Annotated in this window: 20 protein-coding genes and 1 other RNA gene; 17 read left to right on the top strand and 4 right to left on the bottom strand. The window is 70.9% G+C overall.

Features of this window, described 5'->3' with window-relative positions; all coding sequences use genetic code 11:
• Positions 1-9: 9 nt before the first annotated feature.
• The 3 genes from BLS56_RS13980 to BLS56_RS13970 are packed head-to-tail and all read left to right on the top strand — an operon-like array spanning position 10 to position 2674.
• Positions 10-849 carry a Nif3-like dinuclear metal center hexameric protein gene (locus tag BLS56_RS13980; RefSeq protein WP_091450851.1) on the top strand — a complete coding sequence of 280 codons (840 nt, stop codon included), beginning with the start codon at positions 10-12 and terminating at the stop codon, positions 847-849.
• Complete coding sequence (locus BLS56_RS13975; RefSeq protein WP_091450479.1) at positions 846-1583, top strand: zinc ribbon domain-containing protein; 738 nt, start codon at positions 846-848, stop codon at positions 1581-1583. Before BLS56_RS13980 ends, BLS56_RS13975 begins: the two co-directional genes overlap by 4 nt.
• Positions 1541-2674, top strand: coding sequence for a bifunctional RNase H/acid phosphatase (locus BLS56_RS13970; RefSeq protein ID WP_091450478.1), 1134 nt, complete (start codon positions 1541-1543; stop codon positions 2672-2674). The genes BLS56_RS13975 and BLS56_RS13970 overlap by 43 nt, the downstream gene beginning before the upstream one ends.
• Before the next feature lie 46 nt (positions 2675-2720).
• Here the strand turns inward: BLS56_RS13970 and ssuE are convergent, their stop codons facing one another.
• Positions 2721-3275, bottom strand: coding sequence for an NADPH-dependent FMN reductase (gene ssuE / locus BLS56_RS13965; protein WP_228771630.1), 555 nt, complete (start codon positions 3273-3275; stop codon positions 2721-2723).
• 117 nt (positions 3276-3392) lie between these two features.
• On the opposite strand from ssuE, the gene rnpB reads away from it, so the two are divergent.
• From rnpB to BLS56_RS32260, 10 genes are all read left to right on the top strand, one after another.
• Positions 3393-3775: RNase P RNA component class A (rnpB, locus tag BLS56_RS13960), an RNA gene on the top strand.
• Positions 3776-4148: 373 nt separating this feature from the next.
• Complete coding sequence (locus BLS56_RS13955; RefSeq protein ID WP_091450849.1) at positions 4149-4436, top strand: hypothetical protein; 288 nt, start codon at positions 4149-4151, stop codon at positions 4434-4436.
• Positions 4437-4454: 18 nt separating this feature from the next.
• A complete protein-coding gene (locus BLS56_RS13950) occupies positions 4455-5021 on the top strand; it encodes a hypothetical protein (protein WP_091450476.1) in 567 nt (188 codons plus the stop codon).
• Positions 5005-7953, top strand: a complete 2949-nt coding sequence (locus BLS56_RS13945; protein ID WP_091450475.1) for an ATP-binding protein — start codon at positions 5005-5007, stop codon at positions 7951-7953. Before BLS56_RS13950 ends, BLS56_RS13945 begins: the two co-directional genes overlap by 17 nt.
• Positions 7950-8084: a hypothetical protein gene (locus tag BLS56_RS32750; RefSeq protein ID WP_267463912.1), complete on the top strand. Its 135-nt coding sequence runs from the start codon at positions 7950-7952 to the stop codon at positions 8082-8084. The genes BLS56_RS13945 and BLS56_RS32750 overlap by 4 nt, the downstream gene beginning before the upstream one ends.
• A complete protein-coding gene (locus tag BLS56_RS13940) occupies positions 8081-10123 on the top strand; it encodes a magnesium transporter (protein ID WP_175482821.1) in 2043 nt (680 codons plus the stop codon). Before BLS56_RS32750 ends, BLS56_RS13940 begins: the two co-directional genes overlap by 4 nt.
• Before the next feature lie 3 nt (positions 10124-10126).
• Positions 10127-10753, top strand: a complete 627-nt coding sequence (locus BLS56_RS13935; protein WP_091450474.1) for a hypothetical protein — start codon at positions 10127-10129, stop codon at positions 10751-10753.
• The gene (locus tag BLS56_RS13930) at positions 10750-11757 is read left to right on the top strand and encodes a C40 family peptidase (protein ID WP_091450473.1); all 1008 of its coding nucleotides are present in this window, start codon (positions 10750-10752) and stop codon (positions 11755-11757) included. Before BLS56_RS13935 ends, BLS56_RS13930 begins: the two co-directional genes overlap by 4 nt.
• Before the next feature lie 16 nt (positions 11758-11773).
• Entirely contained in the window at positions 11774-12244 is a 471-nt protein-coding gene (locus BLS56_RS13925; protein ID WP_407640514.1) for a hypothetical protein, read from the top strand.
• A gap of 2 nt (positions 12245-12246) precedes the next feature.
• A complete protein-coding gene (locus BLS56_RS32260) occupies positions 12247-12456 on the top strand; it encodes a hypothetical protein (RefSeq protein WP_091450472.1) in 210 nt (69 codons plus the stop codon).
• Positions 12457-12710: 254 nt separating this feature from the next.
• Here BLS56_RS32260 and BLS56_RS13915 read toward each other — a convergent pair whose 3' ends face one another.
• Positions 12711-13784, bottom strand: a complete 1074-nt coding sequence (locus tag BLS56_RS13915; protein ID WP_091450471.1) for a M48 family metallopeptidase — start codon at positions 13782-13784, stop codon at positions 12711-12713.
• A gap of 243 nt (positions 13785-14027) precedes the next feature.
• Between BLS56_RS13915 and panB the strand changes: the two genes are divergently transcribed.
• The 4 genes from panB (at position 14028) to pip (ending at position 17224) form a co-directional block, all read left to right on the top strand.
• Positions 14028-14912, top strand: coding sequence for a 3-methyl-2-oxobutanoate hydroxymethyltransferase (gene panB / locus BLS56_RS13910; RefSeq protein WP_091450470.1), 885 nt, complete (start codon positions 14028-14030; stop codon positions 14910-14912).
• A 176-nt stretch (positions 14913-15088) separates the two neighbouring features.
• The gene (locus BLS56_RS13905) at positions 15089-15679 is read left to right on the top strand and encodes a hypothetical protein (RefSeq protein ID WP_091450469.1); all 591 of its coding nucleotides are present in this window, start codon (positions 15089-15091) and stop codon (positions 15677-15679) included.
• The gene (locus BLS56_RS13900; protein ID WP_091450468.1) at positions 15636-16265 is read left to right on the top strand and encodes a hypothetical protein; all 630 of its coding nucleotides are present in this window, start codon (positions 15636-15638) and stop codon (positions 16263-16265) included. The genes BLS56_RS13905 and BLS56_RS13900 overlap by 44 nt, the downstream gene beginning before the upstream one ends.
• A 14-nt stretch (positions 16266-16279) precedes the next feature.
• Positions 16280-17224 (top strand): prolyl aminopeptidase, encoded by a 945-nt coding sequence (pip, locus tag BLS56_RS13895; protein WP_091450467.1) that lies wholly within the window; start codon positions 16280-16282, stop codon positions 17222-17224.
• Here pip and BLS56_RS13890 read toward each other — a convergent pair.
• Positions 17217-17981 carry a helical backbone metal receptor gene (locus BLS56_RS13890; RefSeq protein ID WP_091450466.1) on the bottom strand — a complete coding sequence of 255 codons (765 nt, stop codon included), beginning with the start codon at positions 17979-17981 and terminating at the stop codon, positions 17217-17219. The genes pip and BLS56_RS13890 overlap by 8 nt on opposite strands.
• Positions 17981-18649 carry an NADPH-dependent F420 reductase gene (npdG, locus tag BLS56_RS13885; RefSeq protein WP_091450465.1) on the bottom strand — a complete coding sequence of 223 codons (669 nt, stop codon included), beginning with the start codon at positions 18647-18649 and terminating at the stop codon, positions 17981-17983. The genes BLS56_RS13890 and npdG overlap by 1 nt, the downstream gene beginning before the upstream one ends.
• Positions 18650-18842: the final 193 nt, after the last annotated feature.

Below are 18842 nucleotides of genomic sequence, written 5' to 3'. Positions count from 1 at the left end.
ATGAAAGCGGTGACGACAGTCGCCGACGCGGTGGCGGCGCTGGAATCCGCCTACCCGCCCGCCCTCGCCGAAAGCTGGGACGCGGTCGGCCTGGTCTGCGGCGACCCGGCCGACGAGGTGACCAAGATACTCGTCTGCGTCGACCCCGTGGAGTCCACAGTGGACGAAGCGATCGAGGTGGGCGCGCAGCTTCTCGTCGCCCACCACCCGCTGCTGCTCAAGGGCGTGCACGGCGTCCCAGCCGACACGGTCAAGGGCGCGCTGGTGCACCGCATGATCCGCGCGGGCGTCGCCCTGTTCTGCGCGCACACCAACGCCGACGCCGCCGACCCCGGGGTGTCCGACGCCCTGGCCGAGGCCATCGGCCTGCGGGTCACCGCGCCGCTCAACCCCAACCCCGACGGCCGCACCGGCATCGGCCGCGTCGGCGACCTGCCCGAGCCGGAGCCGTTCGCGGCGTTCGTGGAACGGGTGGCCCGCGCTCTGCCCGCCACCGAGGGCGGCGTCCGCGCGGCGGGCGACCCCAACCGGCGCATCCGCCGGGTGGCTGTCTCCGGTGGCGCGGGCGACTCCTACCTCGCCACCGCCGCGAAGGCGGGCGTCGACGCCTACGTCACCGCCGACCTGCGCCACCACCCCGCGAGCGAGCACATGGCCACCGCCGCCGCGCCCGCGCTGGTCGACGTGGCGCACTGGGCGAGCGAGTGGCCGTGGTGCGGGCAGGCGGCGGGGGTTCTGCGCGCCGCCCTCGGCGGTACCGTCAGCGTCGAAGTGTCCACTCGCCGCACCGATCCCTGGACCGCCCAGTCCGCCGGGGCGCCAACCCGAACCGGGAGGTTCACCGGGTGAAAGCCGATCCCGCCGCCCAACGCCGACTGCTCGACCTCGCCGAGGTCGACGCCGAGCTGGCCCGTGTGCTGCACCGGCGCCGCACGATGCCGGAGCTGGCCGAGATCACCGAGGCGGAGAAGACGGTCCGCGCCAAGAGCGACGCCCTGGTGGCCATCCAGATCCAGCTGGACGACCTCGACCGCGAGGTCGCCAAGCAGGAGAAGGAGATCGACGCGGTCCGCGCCCGAGAGGACCGCGACCGCAAGCTCCTGGCGGGTGGCACCCTCAACAGCAAGCAGTTGACGGACATGGAACACGAGCTGGCCACCCTTGAACGCCGCCAGTCGGTCCTGGAGGACGACCTCCTGGAGCTGATGGAACGCCGCGAGGCGATCGACATGGACGGCAAGCACGCCGGCGTCGAACTGGCCAAGGCCCAGGAAACCCTCGCCGAGGCCACCGGCAGGCGCGACGAGAACCTGGCCGACCTCGACACCAACCAGGCCCGCCGCGAGGCCGAGCGAGCCAAGCTCATCCCCACCCTCCCCGCCGACTTGCTCGCCTTCTACGAGCGCAGGCGCGCCCAGCGCGGCATCGGCGCGTCCCTGCTGCGCGCTCGCCGCTGCGGCGCCTGCCGCATCGAGATCGACACCCGCGAGATGTCCCGCATCCGCGAAACCCCGGCGGACGAGGTGGTCGAGTGCCAGGAATGCGGCGCGATCCTCGTCCGCACCCCGGAGTCGGGCCTGTGAAGGTCCTCATCGAGGCCGACGGCGGTTCCCGGGGCAACCCGGGCCCCGCCGGTTACGGCGCGGTGGTGCTCGACCCCACCACCCGCGAAGTCCTGGCGGAACGCGCGGAAGGCATCGGCGTGGCCACCAACAACGTCGCCGAATACCGTGGCCTCATCGCGGGCCTGCGCGCGGCGGCGGACCTGGGCGCGGACACGGTGGAAGTGCGCATGGACTCCAAGCTCGTCGTGGAGCAGATGTCCGGCCGCTGGAAAGTCAAACACCCCGCGATGCAGCCCTTGGCCCAGGAAGCACGCGCCCTGGCCAAGCACTTCACCGCGATCACCTACACCTGGATTCCCCGCGAACGAAACAAACACGCGGACCGCCTCGCCAACGAGGCCATGGACACCCAGGCAGGCGAGCCGCAACGGAAAAAGCCCGAGCCCCAGAACCGCGTTTCCCCAGCCCGCTGGTCCGGAGCCCAAGGGGCCCCCACCAAGCTCCTACTCCTGCGCCACGGCCAAACCCCCATGTCCGTCGACCGCCGCTACTCCGGCCGAGGCGACGTCCCCCTGACGGCCCTAGGCCAAACCCAGGCCGAAGCCGCCGCCCGCAGAATCGCCAAACTCGACGGAATCGACGCCGACACCCCCATCATCGCCTCCCCTCTGACCCGCGCGAAGCAAACAGCGGAGGCCCTGGCAACAGAAACCGGCGGCACGGTGGAAACCCACCCCGGCCTCCTGGAAACCGACTTCGGCGACTGGGAAGGCCTAACCTTCACAGAAGCGGCGGAACGAGACCCGGCCCTACACTCCCGCTGGCTCTCCGACACCTCAATCCCCGCCCCCAACGGCGAAAGCTTCGACGCGGTCCACCACCGAGTCCGCAAAACCCGAGACGAACTACTACTCCGGTACGCCGACCGCACCCTGGTCATAGTCAGCCACGTAACCCCCATCAAGTCCCTACTGAGAATGGGCTTGGACGTAGGCCCCTCACTACTATTCCGCCTACACCTAGACCTGGCATCCCTCTCAATAGTCGAGTTCTACCCAGACGGAAACGCCTCAGTACGCCTGGTCAACGACATCTCCCACCTGTCCTGACCCCACCCCACCCACACCACCCCATCGAGCGAACCCACCCAAGCGATCAACCAGTGAGCCTGGTGTGCCGAGCGGCGACGCGCCGCACAGCCACAGAGAACCCGCCCAACACCTCCGCCAGGGCAGCCGCAGCCAACGGCCGAACCACCCCACCCTCCTCCCGAGGCGCAATCTGCTGATCAAGCAGAAAATGCCCAGGCAGCACCCGAGTGGCCCCCATAGCCGTCAACAACGGCCGCAACACAAAGTCGATAGCCACCAGATGCCCCTGAGTCCCCCCAGTAGCCAGCGGCAACACAGCCTTCCCAGCCAACGACCCAGCAGGCAGCAGATCAAGCAGCGACTTCACCAGCCCGCTGTAAGCAGCCCGATACACCGGACTGGCAACCACCACCCCATCGGCACCAGCCACCAACTCCACGGCTCGGCGAATCGCCGGGTTCCCCAGATCCTCGGCAAGCAGCGCCACGGTCGGCAGATCCCGCACAGCCAGCACCGTCACCTCATGCCCCAGCCCGCGCAAGACCTCAGCGGCGTGCTCGACCAGCACCCCAGCCCGAGCCCCGGCCGACGGACTGCCGGAAACAACCAGAATCCCCACGGTCCACTCCCATCGCCTACCGGCGAGTAGATCAGCCCAGGTCCAGCCACTCAACGCCGTCCAAGCCATGGGACGTGCCGGTCCGAACCGGTCCCCCCGTATCCTTGCTCCTGCGGGCGAGTCGGCAGGGCGGCCGCGCCGGTGCGACCCACCGGCGAGGAAAGTCCGGACTCCACAGGGCAGGGTGGTTGCTAACGGCAACCCGGGGCGACCCGCGGGACAGTGCCACAGAAAACAGACCGCCTGGCGGCAAGCCAGGTAAGGGTGAAACGGTGGTGTAAGAGACCACCAGCACCCCGGGTGACCGGGGTGGCTCGGTAAACCCCACCCGGAGCAAGGCCAAGAGGGAGCCCCTGGGCTCCTGCGCAGACGTTCGAGGGCTGCCCGTCCGAGTCTGCGGGTAGGCCGCACGAGCCTGTCGGCGACGGCAGGCCTAGATGGATGGTCGCCGCCGGGACGCGAGTCCCGGCACAGGATCCGGCTTACGGCCGGCTCGCCCGCCCCCTGTCGGCGACCCCGGTTGGCCGTACACCGATCGGAGTAACTTCGCACGCGACGCGCCCGCGACTTTACTGTGACTTGTCACACCGACTGTGAAGATCGGTTTCGCGGGCGGGTGAAACAGGGCCGTGACGAGGAAAATCCGGTCGACGCGGGGCATGGCCGCCCGCCCGGGGATGATGATGGATGTGGTCAGATGGCATCCGGACGCGCGCAGGAGGCTCGGTTGGACGTACGGACAGCAGTGTCATAACTACGTTTCGTAATGACAATCATGTGCCTTTCGTGCTGTACTCGACAGCGCACAGCACGAACCTGCCGCGCAGGAGCACGAAGACGCCCCCGACCGCTCCGCGCACTTGGGAGATCGACATGACTACCCCGACCCTCGCCGCCCTCATCGACCTCGCCCAACAGCAAGACCCGTCGACCAAGGTCGACACCAACAACCTGCGGTCCTGGATCCTCGACAACGTCATCCCGCTGCTGCTTCTCGTGGTCGCGCTGCTGCTGCTGTGGCTCGGCGGCGGCAAGGGCGACAACGCGGGTGTGATGCGGCGCCTCGGCGGTGTGATCGTGGCGCTGGGCATCATCGGTCTCGCGGTGACCAACGCGGGCGAGGGCATCGGCCGGTGGCTGGCCGGCCTGTTCACCGGCTGACAAGGCCGGTGAACTGACGTGCGAATACGCACCGACGACGAGGTGTACCGGGTCGACGCCGTGTGGCTCGGCCCGCCCAAGGCCACGTTCCCCTGGCGGGCCAGGTACGTGGCCTGGGGTGTGGGCACCGTGGTCTTCCTGATCGCCCTCACCGTGCTCCGCAACGTGGGCATCGGCCTGTTCTGGTCCTTCGCCTGGGGCATGGTCGCCACCATCGCGCTCACCATGGTGATCTGCTCGCGGATCAGCCACGAGCGCCCGCTGGGCGCGGTGCTCACCATGTGGGTCCGCGAGTTGACCGCGCCCCGCGAGGTCTCCACCGGCAACGGCGGCGCGGTCAGCGCCGCGCACGTGCGGGTTCGGGCCGAACTGCCCCGCAAGAAGCCGCGCGGACAGCGCCGCCGCGAGAAGATCGAGCGCAGAGCGCAGAAGGCGCGCTCGTCGAGCAAGGCGCGCCGGGCGGGCACCGCCCGGCGGCCCGAGGCCAGAACCGGCGGGAACGCCAGGCAGCGGGGCGGCGGACAGGCGCGGGCGGGACACAGGAACGTGGGAAACAGGGAGGTCAGCGGTGTTCGGACGCCGTAAGCGCGAGCCGGAAGGGCTCGCGCAGCACCCGGCGGGACACCCGCAGGCCCAGGCGCACGCGCGGCACAGCGCCCGCTACACCCAGCCGCAGCGCAAGCGGGGCAAGCGCTTGCCTGGCGAGCAGGCCATCCCCAGCTACACCCCGGAGATCGCCGCCCGCAGCATCGACGGGCACCTGCTGCGCACCGGGGCCGACGTCTACGCCTGGTACCGGCTCGCGCCGCAGCGCTGGTCGTTCCGGTCCGACTCGCAGCGCCAGGACCTGATCGCGGCCATCGCGGGCCAGTACGCCGAGCTCGCCGGGCGCTGGATGCACCTGCGGGTCACCACCCGGCCGTACCCGATCCGCATGTGGGCCGAGGCGCACGTGCACAACGCGGTCAACCGGCTGCCCGACGTGCCCGGCGCGCTCAGCTTCGACGACTACCTCGTCGGCGAGCAGCAGCAGCTGCTCGGCCGCTCCATGGCCGAGAAAGAGGTCTACCTCGGCGTCCAGGTGCAGACCCGCAACGTGATGGACCGCGCCGTCGAGCGGGCCGCCCCGCTGCTGCGCAAGGTCTTCCCGGACGCGGTCGACGCCGAGCTGCTGGCCATGGAGAGCGAGGTCGAGCACCTCGACCAGGTCATCGGCTCAGCCGGGCTGGAAGGCCGCCCGGCCACCGCCGAGGAGATGTCCTGGCTGATGCACCGCTCGTGCTCGCTTGGCCTGCCCGCGCCGCGCAACCTGCCCGCGGTGCCCGGCGCCGCCTGGGAGCCCGAGGACCTGGCCAGCTTCACCGACGCCGCCGACTTCCACCAGGACCCGTACGCCCCCACCGTCACCGTGCGCGGGCGCACCGGCTCCAACGCCGGGGTCACCCGGCACGTCTGCGTGCTGACCGTCGGCATGATGCACGGCCTGCAGATCCCCGAGATCGACGACCCGTGGGTGCAGCGCGCCGACCGGCTGCCCGCGGCGGTCGAGTGGTCCGCGCGCATCTACGTGCGCCGCCCGGAAGAGGTCCAGGGCGAGCTGGCGCGGCAGATGAACAAGGTCCGCTCGCAGGTCAAGCACTACACCGACGAGCACGAGCTGGAGCCGCCGCAGTCGCTGGCCCGGCAGGCGAGCCGGGTGCTGGAAATCGACGACGAGATGACCTCGGGCTTCACCGCCCTGGCCACCCGGGTGCGCTCCTGGTGGCGGCTGGCGGTGTCCGGCCCCACCGACCGCGACGCGCTGCGCCTGGCCCAGCAGCTGCTCGACCTGTACAAGCCGAAGGTCGCCATCGAGCACCCCGAGGCGCAGTACGCCATGGCCCGGGAGTTCATCCCCGGCGAGCCGCTGGCCTCCACCGCCTACCTGCGCCGCGGCTCGGTCGTGTGGGCGGCCTCCGCTGTCCCCACGGCCACCGCCGAGGTCGGCGACCGGCGCGGCATCCTGCTCGGCGAGACCGTCACCGCCACCCGGCGCCCGGTCGCCTGGGACCCGTGGATGGCCCAGGAGATCCGCGACGCGTCCGGCCTGACCGCCATGGTCGCCGGGCTCGGCGGCGGCAAGTCGTTCCTCGGCGGCGGCATCGTCTACAAGACGCTGCGCGCCGGGGCGCACTGGACGATCCTCGACCCGTCCGGCCCGCTGGCCCGGCTGTGCGACCTGCCCGAGCTGCGCCCCTACGCGCGGCCGATCAACCTGCTCAACGCGCAGGCGGGCATCCTCAACCCGTACCGGGTGGTCGCCGAGCCCAAGATCGACCACTTCCTGGACGAGGACGACCCCGAGCGCGCCTGGCGCCGGGAGAAGGCGCTGGCCGCGGCCACCCGCCGCCGCCTCGTGCTCGACGCGCTCTCCGGCCTGCTGCCGTACGAGGTCGCGCGCCTGCCGCAGAGCCGCATCGTGCTGCTGCGCGCCGTGCGCACCGTCGGCGGCCGCGCCGACGCCGACCCCAGCCTGGTGTTCGACGCGCTGCGCCGCGACGCCAGCGAGCACCACGAGCACGCCGTCGTCGTCGCCGACTTCCTCGACGAGATGCGCGAGCGGATGTCGCTGCTCATCCCCGAGCGCGGCGCCGACCCCTACGACGAGCAGCGCGACGACCGGATGACCGTGCTCACCATGGCGGGCCTCACCCTGCCCAAGGACGGCGTCGGCCGCGAGCACTGGACCGACGCCGAGGCGCTCGGCGTGGAGATGCTGAACCTGGCCGCCTGGCTCACCCAGCGCTCCATCTACGAGAAGCCCAAGGACATGCGCAAGGGCGTCTGGATCGACGAGGCGTTCTTCCTCTCCGAGGTCCCGACCGGCCGCGTCCTGATGAACCGCTTCGCCCGCGACTCCCGCAAGTGGAACGTCCGGGTGCTGCTGTCCTCGCAGATCCCGGCCGACTTCCTCAAGATCCAGGGCTTCGTCACCCTGCTCGACTCGGTCTTCATCGGTCGCCTGGACGACGACCAGGCCCAGGCAGACGCGCTGCGCCTGCTCAAGGTCCCCGTCGGCGCGGGCTACGAGCAGGTCGTCGCCAGCCTCGGCCGCCGCCCCGGCGTCCAGCGCGGCCTGGTCGAACGCGACACCGCCCCCCGCCAGTTCATCTTCGGCGACGGCGCGGGCGGCGTCGAGCGCATCCGCATCGACCTGTCCGGCGCCCACCTCGACCACCTGCGCGCGGTCATGGACACCACCCCCGACGCCCAGCGCGAAGGCGCCCGCAGGCTGCTGCCCGAACTCCAGGAGCCCACCCCGCCCCAGCGCAGCGAGCCCGACTTCGTCCCGGCCGCGGGCTCCACCATGCCCAGCGACGAGGAGTTCGAACGCGCCGCCGAGTTCGAACTGGGCCTCACCGAAGACGACTTCATCGGCGACGACCCCCACGGCGACGCTGCCCACGGCGGCGAGCGCGAGCAGGTGGAGGGCGGCCAGGACCCGGAGAAAAAGCGCGGCCGTGAGGACGCGGCATGAACGACACGGTCAGCCCTGTCGTGACATCCGTCCTGTTGGCTACCTTGCTCAAGGCCGCGATGATCAAGGCCAAGTTGATCGAGCTAGTGCCCGGTGACCCGAGTGCGGCGAGGTTGGTGGACGTCAAATGATCACGTTCCTGGTGGTGGCCTTCGCCGCGCTGCTCATGGCGGCCCGGTGGCGGCGCAAGCGGCTCGGCGCGCAGGCGGGCGAACCGCGCAAGCGGTACGCGATGCTCACCGTGGTCGGCATCCTGGCGTTTCAGGGCATCCTGGGCAGCCCGGCGATGGCGCAGGACGCCAACAGTTGCGTCCCCAACCCCGAGCGGCCCGGCTCCGGCATGGTGGGCGCGCTCGACCCGCCGCAGGGCCGCGGCGGCGAGGCCGACAGCCCGTACAAGGTCTACAGCTACGCGGGCATGGTCTGGCACGTCTATGACGAGTCGTGCGGCGGCCTGGTCCCCTCTGGGGTGACCGACCCGGGCGCCACGATCGACAACTGGGCGGGCAACGAGCTGTTCAACGTCGCCAAGAACATCGTCGGCGCCACCAACTCGCTGCACTACACGCTGTTCGACGGCGGTGTGCTCGGCGGGCTCAACGCGCAGATCGGCAAGGCGGCCGAGGCGATCTTCGACAACATCTACACGCAGCTGTTCAGCCTGGCGATGCTGGTGCTGGCCATCCTGATGTTCCGCCAGATATGGAAGGGCGACCTGGCCACGGTCAGCAAACGCGCCCTGTTCGCCCTCGCGGGCATGTGGCTCGCGGCGTCGTCAGCGGTGCTGGTCAGCAACTACGACCGCATCGACGACACGATCGAGCGGGTCACCACCGGAATCCAGGCCGGGTTCGTCGACCCCGAGGACGCCGACGTCGCCGCGCAGCACATCCTGCCGCTGAGCCTGCACCAGAAGATCGTCTGGGAGAACTGGGAGCGGGGCGAGTTCGGCGCGCCGGACACCCCGCAGGCCAAGGAGTTCGCCCGCAGGCTGCTCGACGCGCAGGCGTGGACCATCGATGATGTCGAGTCCGGCCGGGACGCGGACAACGCGGCGGAGCAGGCGAAGAAGAACGAGTACAAGAACATCGCCACCCAGCTCGGCCCGGCGACCGGGTACTTCAAGGGCACCGACGGGTCGCGGACCGGGGCGGGCATCCTGGCGCTGTTCCAGTCGATCGTGTACTCGATGTTCCAGCTGTTCGCCAAGCTCGCCGTGCTGCTGGCGCAGCTGCTGCTGCGGATTCTCGCGCTGACCGCCCCGGTGATCGGCCTGGTCGCGCTGATCCACCACGACATCCTGCGCAAGGTGGGCCGCGCGGTCGGCGCGGTCGTGCTGAACGTGCTGGTCCTGGCGGTGCTCGCGGGCATCCACTTCAAGTTCCTGGAGCTGATCTTCTCGCCGGAGGCGAAGCTCTCGCTGCTGACCCAGATGCTGCTCGCGGCGATTGTGACCCTGGTGTTCTTCCTGGTGGGCCGCCCGATGCGGCGCATGTGGCAGATGCTGGAGCTGTCCGTGGGCGCGGCGGGCGCGTCGATGCCGGGGGCGGGCGCGGGGATCTTCTCCCGGTTCCGCCGCAACAAGCACGACGGCCCGACCCCGCAGGACGACTTCTGGGAGACCGTCCGCGAGGGCGAGGAGGCCGAGACCGGCGCGCTGGTCCCCAGTGGCGGCGGTCGCAGGCCGCGGCCGGAGGCCAGCAACCCGGTGACGGTGACCGCCGAGCGGATGGACACCCGCCGCGCCGCCGCGGTCGGCGGGTCCCGGCCGGGCATCGAGGCGAGCAAGCCGGGCGCCGACGGCGAACTGGTGCTGTCCGACACGGGTGGGCCCGGTCGCGGTGGCCCGGCGCGGTTGGCCATCGGCGGCGGCGGCAAGCCCACCAGCAGGCTCGTGGACACCGTGCCGGTCGCCGACCGGGGCTGGGACCGCGGCGAGGACGCCGTGGTCATCCCGTCGATGGTGCCCAGCAGGCGCGGCGATTTCGACGCGCCGGTGGAGGCCCAGCCCACCCCGACGCCGCGGGTCGCCGACGTGGAGATGGTCGCGGGCCGCCCGGTCCACGTCGTCTACCGGCCCTCGCGCGGCCTGGAGGTCGCCGACAACACCCCGCCGCGCCGGATGCCGTTCAACGACGGCCCCCGCGAGACCGACGCGGTGGTGAGGTGACCCGTGCCGATCCGCACCAACCGCGGCCGCGCCGCGGTCTACCGCAAGCTGTGGGGCTGGCCGCTGCGCTCGCCCCGGCACCTCGCGGTCGCGGCGTTCGTGGTGGCCCTGCTGCTCACCGGGGCCGGGATCGTCATCCCCAAGGTCGTCGGCAAGAACGGCGGCCAGGTCGCCGCGGGCGGCAGTTCGACGGCGGCCACGACCACGGCCCGACCCGGCCAGCGCCCGGACGCCGGACCCGGCGGCAACAACCTGCCGACGTCCTCGCTGCCCAACCGGCTCACCTCGACACCCCGCCCGACCAGCACCGTCCCGCCCGCGCCTGACGCGCTCAACACGGTGCGCGACTGGGCGCAGCGGTGGGTCGACCACCCCGAGGGTCTCAGCGCGCAGGAGTGGCTGGAGCGGCTGCGCCCGTTCACCACGCGGGAATACATGGCGATCATGGCCTCGATCGAGCCAGCGAACATCAGGAGCACCCGGCTGACCGGCGACATCCGGGCCATCACCTCGTTCGAGAAATCGGTCGAGGTCGAGGTGCCCACCGACGGCGGGGGCATCCGCGTCATCGCGATCAGGACCGACGACGGGTGGCGCGTGGCGAACTACGAGCAGGTGGAGGGCCGATGAAGTCGGCGGTGATCATCGGCACCGTGGCGGTCGCCGCGCTGACGGCCGTTATCGGCACCGGAGCGCTCACCTCCGTCGTGCAGAACGAGCAGGCCGCGCAGGCCCGCCAGGTGCGGCTCGCCTCGTGCAACGCGACCCTCGGCCCGGCCAGCACCGGCCCGGCGGGCTCCGGCGCGGGCGACGCGGGCAGGCTCACCGACGAGCAGCGCGGCACGGTCGCGCTGATCATCAGCATCGGCAAGCAGCGCAACCTGTCCCCGCGCGCCTGGCAGGTCGCCATCCAGGCCGGCATGACCGAGTCCGGCCTGCGCAGCCTCAACTACGGCGACCGCGACTCGCTGGGCATCTTCCAGATGCGCCCGTCCATGGGCTGGGGCTCCCCAGCCGAGGTCACCGACCCGACATACGCGGTCAACAAGTTCTACGACGTGCTGCTCGACGTCCCCAACTGGGAGTCGCAGCGCCCCGGCGAGTCCGCCCAGGACGTCGAGCGCTCGGCGTTCCCCGACCGCTACCACCGCTGGGAGGCGATGGCGGCGCACCTGATCGGCGACCTCGGCCAGGTCGTCAACGCCACCGGCTGCGGCCAGGGCGTCGGCAACCTGCTGCCCGCCCCCACCCCCGCCGCCGGTGACGCCATCCGCTGGGCGCTGGGCCAGCAGGGCAAGCCCTACCAGTGGGGCGCCCTTACCACCCACCAGAACTCGTTCGACTGCTCAAGCCTGATGCTCCAGGCGTACCGTTCCTCCGGTATCACCCTGCCGCGCACCTCCCGGGAGCAGTACCGGGCGGGCGCCCTGCTGCCGGTCGAGCAGGCGCAGCCCGGCGACCTGCTGTTCTGGGCCTACGACGAGTCCGACCCGCGCACGATCCACCACGTGGCCATGTACCTCGGCGACGGGAAGATCGTGGAAGCGCAACAGGACGGCGTGCCGGTCCACATCCGGCCGGTCCGCTGGACCGAAGGCGAACTGATGAATCAGGCCGTGCGACCCGGGGTCTGATGAGAAAGGGCAGATCATGAACATGTACAGCCCGGGGCCCATCCCGCGCCACGCAGGCCCGCCCGCGTCCAGCACGCCGATCACGGACTTCCTGCGCGCCCCCCGGCCCGGGGTGAGCGACGGGTATGTGGTGCTGCCCCGGTCGCTGGCCGAGGCCATGCCGTTGCCGTGGCAGCAGCAGATGACGCACCTGCTACACGAGTTCCACCAGGTGTACGCGCATTTGAACTGGCCGGAGTACCGGGTTGTCCCGTCCCGCAAGGAGCGCTTGGTCGATCTTGACGAGGAGCAGCTGGCTGAGGTCGGGTGCTTCGTGGAGATCGACGCCGATGGTGAGCTGGTCTACCGGGAGCGCAACGGGCGGCGGATCGAGGACCCGGAACGGCATGAGGTCTTCGTGTCGTGTCTTGATCCGATTCCGAGCCAGCATCAGAATGCCAATCAGGACACGCCGCCGCGTGGGTTTCCTGCTCCTACTTGGGGGTAGTTATGCGTGACGACAATCCGGCCCCTGGGTGGTACTACAACACGCGCACGGGTGAGGTCGAGCATGGGACGCTGTCCCGTGCCATTGATCGGCTCGGGCCTTATCCGGATCGGGCCACGGCTGAGCGGGCTCTGGAGATCGCTCGGGAGCGGACTCGGGCTGCTGACAAGGCTGATGAGGCCTGGCGTGGGGAAGACTCGGACTCGGACTAGGTCTGTGGCGCTTCGTGGGGCTGCTCGTTTGGGTGGAGTGGTTTCTCTGGGGCCCCTATGAAGGAAGATCGCCCGTGTGAAAGAGGGTGGGAAGCCTGCGGCATCACACGCGCGGCCAGCTTAGCGATCTTCCTTCTCCCCCAGAGAAACCACTCCACCCAAACGAGCACTCGGCGGGCGCGGGTTCGGTCTGGCAGGTGCGCAGGTCCGCTACTTCACCCCGTGAAAGCTTTGGTGGGCGGGTGTTCGCCTGGTTAGCGCAGGGCGTTGGTGATCGCCTGGGTGAAGGGGGCCAGTTCGGTGTCTATGAGGTCGGATTCGCCCTTGCCGCAGATGACGGCTGGGCCTCCGTAGTCGCGGCTGGCTAGGGCTGCTATTCGCAGGGATGTGGCTGGGTGGGTGGCGTCGATGCGGTGTTTCTCGGTGGGTTTGGTGGGGGTTCGGGTTTCCTGCCAGGTTCGTGATGCCGCCCAGATGTCCGGGTCTCCGCGGACCAGGGCGGTGCGGATGGCGGCCATGGCGGCCGTCGCCTCGTCGAGTTTTTCCAGGGTTGAGCAGGCCGCGTCGGCTCCGGCCAGTCTGGCTGACAGGTGGTCGGCGAAGTATTCGGCGTGTTGCCCTGAATGGGCCAGGAGGCGTTCCTGGATGGTCAGGATGCCTCGTACCGGCAGTGCGAGGACGCCCAGGGCGATCCGGGCCGCCAGGGGTGTGCGGACCTGCATCGCCTGGTGCAGTTCGGTGAGGCTGTGCAGGGACGATCCGACCACCAGGCCCCGTCGGGAGTCGCCGTTGACGCCGTGGCCTAGTTCGTGGCCGAGCAGGGCTACCCGCTCCTGGGGTTCCAGGAGGTTCCACAGGGGGTAGCCGATCATGAGCACGGGCCTGCGCAGCAGGCCGACGCTGGCGTAGCCCGCGTTGTAGTCGGGGGTCAGGATGATCCGCCAGACCGGTTCGGCGTCGAGGCTGTCGGTGACCCGGTCGACCAGGGCGTGCAGGGTGGGGGCCGCCGCGCGGTCGACAGCTATCGCGTCTCGGGGGAGTTTGCCCAGGCGGGGGCGCATCAGGATGGACAGGCCGACCAGGGCGGCGCCCAACACGATGGGGAGCAGGGGGAAGCCGGGGTCGGCCAGCGCGACCACCAGCACGCCCAGCACCGCCAGGCCCAGGGTGAGCAGGTGGACCGCTGCCGCGACCGCCGTCGCGAGCCAACTGGCCGCGTCTCTGGCTGGGCGCAGCATGGGGCGGGAGGTCACCTCGGTGTAGAGGCGGGCGGCCACGCGGTCGGCGAAGGTGGCCCGTGGGTGGCCTGGCGCGATCCCCGAATTCATGTACACGTAACCCTATCGCCACAAGATCGCGCGGCGTTTCTGTCACTTCCGAACAGTACTGCGGGAGATGGGCTGGTCGCGGATGGTGATCGGCGTCGCTGGGTGGGGGTGTCCCGCGTGTGAAGTCCGTCGCAGGGGGTCGCCGGTGGGGGAGGCTGGTGTCACGCTTTCGGGGTAAGCCATCCGCGTAGAACCCGGGGACCCGCGATGACGCGGGCTTCGAGGGAAGGACGGTAGACAGCGATGTCCGCTGAGCTGAACTCCGCTGGCCAGAACCCGGAAACCACCGCTCCCTACGGGACGGGCGCCGCAGCGCAAGGCGACAAGCCTGTGCAGCGAGTACGCGTCCACCACCTGCGGGAACTCAAGGAGCGGGGCGAGCCTTGGCCCATGCTCACCGCCTACGACATGTACACGGCCGAGCTGTTCGACGAGGCGGGCATCCCGGTGCTCCTCGTCGGCGACTCCGCCGCCAACAACGTCTACGGGTACGACACCTCCCTGCCGGTCACGGTGGACGAGCTGATCCCGCTGGTCCGCTCGGTCACCCGGGCCGCCCGGCGGGCGCTCGTCGTCGCCGACCTGCCGTTCGGGTCCTACCAGCTCTCGCCGGAGCAGGCCGTGGCCACGGCGGTGCGGTTCATGAAGGAGGGGCGCGCGCACGCGGTGAAGCTGGAGGGCGGCAAGGCGTTCGCGCCGCACGTCCAGGCGATCACCACCGCGGGCGTCCCGGTGATGGGGCACATCGGGTTCACCCCGCAGAGCGAGCACAACCTGGGCGGCTACCGCGTCCAGGGGCGTGGGGACGCGGGGGACACTGTGGTCGCCGACGCGCTGGCCCTGCAGGAAGCCGGGGCGTTCGCGGTGGTCATGGAGATGGTGCCCGCCGAGGTCGCCAAGCGGGTCACCCATGAGCTTCGGGTGCCGACGGTCGGGATCGGCGCCGGGCCCGACTGCGACGCGCAGGTTCTGGTGTGGCAGGACATGGCGGGGCTGCGCCGGGCGAAGGCGCCCCGGTTCGTCAAGCGCTACGCCGATGTGGCGGGCGTGCTGCTGAACGCGGCCGAGCAGTTCGCCGCCGATGTGCGCGGGCGCGAGTTCCCCGCTCCCGAGCACGCCTTCCACTGACGGACCCGCGACGCGGTCGGCGATTCCACGGCCGGCCGCGTCGCGCCCGCCGGTCGGCCTGGGCCGAGCGAGTGAACTTGACCTTGGCGTGCGTGCGGCCCGCCGTCTCTGTCTACCCCCAGGTGTGGCGAATGGGGCTTCGCCACACGTGCAAGCACAGAGACAAGGGGGACTCGATGCGTCGCGCCTTCACCCGCATCGCCGCCGGAGCCGCTGTCGCGGCACTGGCGGTGACCACCGGCCCGGCCGCCAGCGCGGACCCGGCCCCCGGTTTCGACTTCGACCCGGCCAAGCTCGACGCCCGGATGGACGACTGCATGGCCTACGCCGTGGACGAGCAGTTCCTGCTGATGGGCTGGATCAACGTCAGCACGGGGGAGACCCGCCAGTGGCGGTGCAGTTCGCTGCGGCACATGCTGCTCGACCCGCGCCCGTCCGGTCCGCACGACCCGAACGTCCACGTCAACGACTTCATGCGCTGCGCCGACCGCGTCGTCAGCTACGGCTTCCCACGGCCGGGCGACCCGGGGAACACCCGCTACATCTTGCAGTACCGGGGCACAGAACGCCGGGGCAACGTCGTCGTCAATGACGCCAACAGCGACATCGCCACCATCTACACCGAACCCAACAACGACTGGACCGAATGCGCCTACTGGCAGCCCGCCGTGACCGACCGCGTGGACCAGCGGAGCCCCTGGCGGCTCACCTACGCTGGAACACATGCGACCACTGGGAGTAGCGCAGCGGATCAGGCAACTCCATGAGGACGGCGAAGAGCACGCGCGGGCGCACCCGGAACAGGCTCTGCGCCGCGCGCTGACCGAGTTCATCCACGGCTGCGCCCTGCTGGGCTACGGCGGCGAAGGCGCCAGCGCCGTCATCGAGGCCTATCGGACGGTCTTGGCGCACTGGGACGACCCCGCCCAGCGGCGCACCGGAAGCGAGTTGGAGAAAGCCAGCTTCGCCTGTGTGACCGCGCTGCGGGAGCCGTTGGCCGAGCAGGCCGAGGACCCGCGGCGGCACGCCACCCGCGACGACGAGATCGCCGGGCCCGTGCTGTCGCGGGTCCCGCCCCGCACCCTGGTGGGCCGGGACGGCGCGTATTTCCCGATGGCCTGCTTCAACGCCGCCGGTTCCTGCCTGGACGGGGTGGTCACCCCGTATCACGCCACGTCCCTCATCGCCGCCGTCGGCCACTACGACCCACCGGAGGAACGCGACCTCCTGGACGCGATGCGCGCCCTGCGCGTCCGCTACGAGGACGAGCCCGACGCCCGCCCCGCCATCGCCGACGAGATCACCCGCCGCCTGCGAACCTGGCTTCTGACCTCGGTGCCAGGCCCGGCATAGGGCAGCATGGGGGTATGCGCGCCCTCTACCCGCCGATCGAGGCGTACGACCGCGGGATGCTCGACGTCGGCGACGGGCAGCGGGTGTACTGGGAGGTCAGCGGGAACCCGGCGGGGAAGCCGGTCGTGGTGCTGCACGGCGGGCCGGGGGCAGGGTCCACTCCGGTGCAGCGCAGGCACTTCGACCCGGCCGCGTACCGGATCGTGCTGTTCGACCAGCGCGGCGCGGGCCGCAGCACGCCGCACGTGAGCGCGCCCGGGGTGGACCTGGCGGCGAACACGACCTGGCACCTGGTCGCCGACCTCGAACGGCTGCGGGAGCACCTGGGCGTCGACCGGTGGCAGCTGTTCGGCGGCTCCTGGGGCGCGACCCTCGCCGTCGCGTACGCGCAGACCCATCCCGAGCGGGTCACCGAGATCATCCTGCGGGGCGTGTTCCTGTTGCGCGGCAAGGAGTTGGACTGGCTGTACCGGGGTGGCGCTGGCGCGTTGTTCCCGGAGGCGTGGGCGAAGTTCCGCGCGCTGGTGCCCGAGGGACGCGACCCGCTGGCCGCCTACCAGGACATGATCACCAGCCCGGACCCGGGCACCCGCGCCGCCGCGGCCAGCGCGTGGAGCAACTGGGAGGGCGCCGCGGTGTCCCTGCTGCCCAACCCCGCGCTGGTCGCCCAGTACGCCGCGGCCACGTTCGCGGTGCCGTTCGCCCGGATCGCGCTGCACTACTTCACCAATCTCGGCTGGCTCGCGGAAGACCAGCTCATCCGCGACGCGGGCGCGCTCGCGGGCATCCCGGGCCGCATCGTGCAGGGCCGCTACGACGTGGTGTGCCCGCCGGTCACCGCGTGGGAGCTGAGCCAGGCGTGGCCGGACGCGCGGCTGACGATCCTGCCCGCCGGGCACGCCGCGTCGGACCCGGGCGTGCTCGAAGCCCTGCGGGACGCGACCGACGAGTTCAGGTGAGCGCGGCGCTGACCGCGGCGTCGAGTTCGGCGCGGGCGGGGACCAGCGACGGTCCGTACCAGGTGAGGTAGCGGCCGTTGACCAGCACGAACCGCTTGCCGGGAAAGGCTTCCGGGCCGTCGGTCGCGGTGAACGCGTACGGCTCGTCGGGCAGCACCACCAGGTCCGCTGGCGCCGCGTTCAGCTCGGCCAGGGGCGGACGCGGGTAGCGGTCGGGGTGGTCGGCGTAGGCGTTGGCGACGCCGAGCCTGCGCAGCAGGTCACCCGCGAAGGTGTCGCGGCCGACGACCACCCAGGGTTTGCGCCACACCGGGATGATCGCGGTGGCGCGCACCGGAAGCGTCTCGTGCCAGGCGTCCTCGGCCGCGAGCAGCCAGTCCGGCTCGGTCAGCCCGAGGCCCTGGGTCAGCAGCCTGCGGGTGGACGCCAAACCGGCGGGCACGCTCGCCGGGGCGTCGGTCACCCACACCGGAACCCCGTTGGCGCGCAGCCGTTCCACGTCCTGCGGCCGGTTCTCTTCCGCGTTGGCGATCACCAGGTCCGGGCGCAGGTCCAGCACCGCGTCGACCGTCGGGTACTTCGACCCACCGACCCGCGTCACGTCCAATGTGGACGGGTGGGTGCAGTAATCCGTCGCGCCGACCAGCAATCCGGGCGCGGTGGTCTCCACCGCGTCGGTCAGCGACGGCACCAGGCTCACCACGCGGCTCGGCGGGCCGGTCAGCGGGACCGGCTCGCCGAGGTCGTCGACAAGCACTAGACGTCCGTGACGCGGATTCCGGCGTGCGCCTTGTACCGCTTGTTGATCGCGATCAGGTTGGCGGTGAACGCCTCGACCTGGTGAGCGTTGCGCAGCCTGCCACCGTAGACACCGCGCATCCCGGGGATGGCGTCGGCGAGCGCGCGCACCAGGTCGGTGGCCTCCCGGTCATCGCCGAGGACGAGCACGTCGGTGTCCACTTCGGACACCTCCGGGTCGCTCAGGAGCACCGCGGACACGTGGTGGAACGCGGCGGTGACGCGGGAGTCCGGCAGCAGGCGCTCAGCCTGCCGCGCCGCGCTGCCTTCCTCGACGGGCAGGGCATAGGGGCCCTGCTTGTCGAAACCCAGGGGGTTGACGCAGTCGATGACGATCTTGCCCGCGAGTTCGTCGCGCAGGGACTCCAGGAGTTCCCGGTGGCCATCCCACGGGACGGCGACGAGAACGACATCGGCGTCAGCGGCGCAGGCCGCGTTGTCGAGGCCGGTGATGGCTGCGCTCCCGGTGGCCTTGCGGAGGTGTTCCGCCGCTGCTTCGGCTCGCTCGGGGGAGCGTGAGCCCAGGACTACGGGGATGCCTGCCTTGGCCCAGCGCAGCGCCAGGCCTCGACCTTGGGGGCCGGTCCCGCCGAGCACGCCGACCTTGAGCTGACCGATCTCAGTCACGTCGTTTCCTTCCACGGGGACTCTCTAGCGCACGGTAGCGACAGATCGCTGACGCTGGTTACTGGGGGCGTGGCTGTGGGGGTTGCTCGCTGGCTTCTGCGGGGGCTGGGTTTGGTGGTCTGCTCGATGGGGTGGAGTGGTTTCTTCGGGGCCCCTACGAAGGAAGATCCCGTCGCGGGGAAAGACGGGTGGG

Origin of the sequence: Actinokineospora iranica (assembly GCF_900101685.1) — a bacterium.
Taxonomy (GTDB): domain Bacteria; phylum Actinomycetota; class Actinomycetes; order Mycobacteriales; family Pseudonocardiaceae; genus Actinokineospora; species Actinokineospora iranica.
Note: the sequence above shows the minus strand (reverse complement) of the source record. Positions and strands in the feature narration are given on the sequence as shown.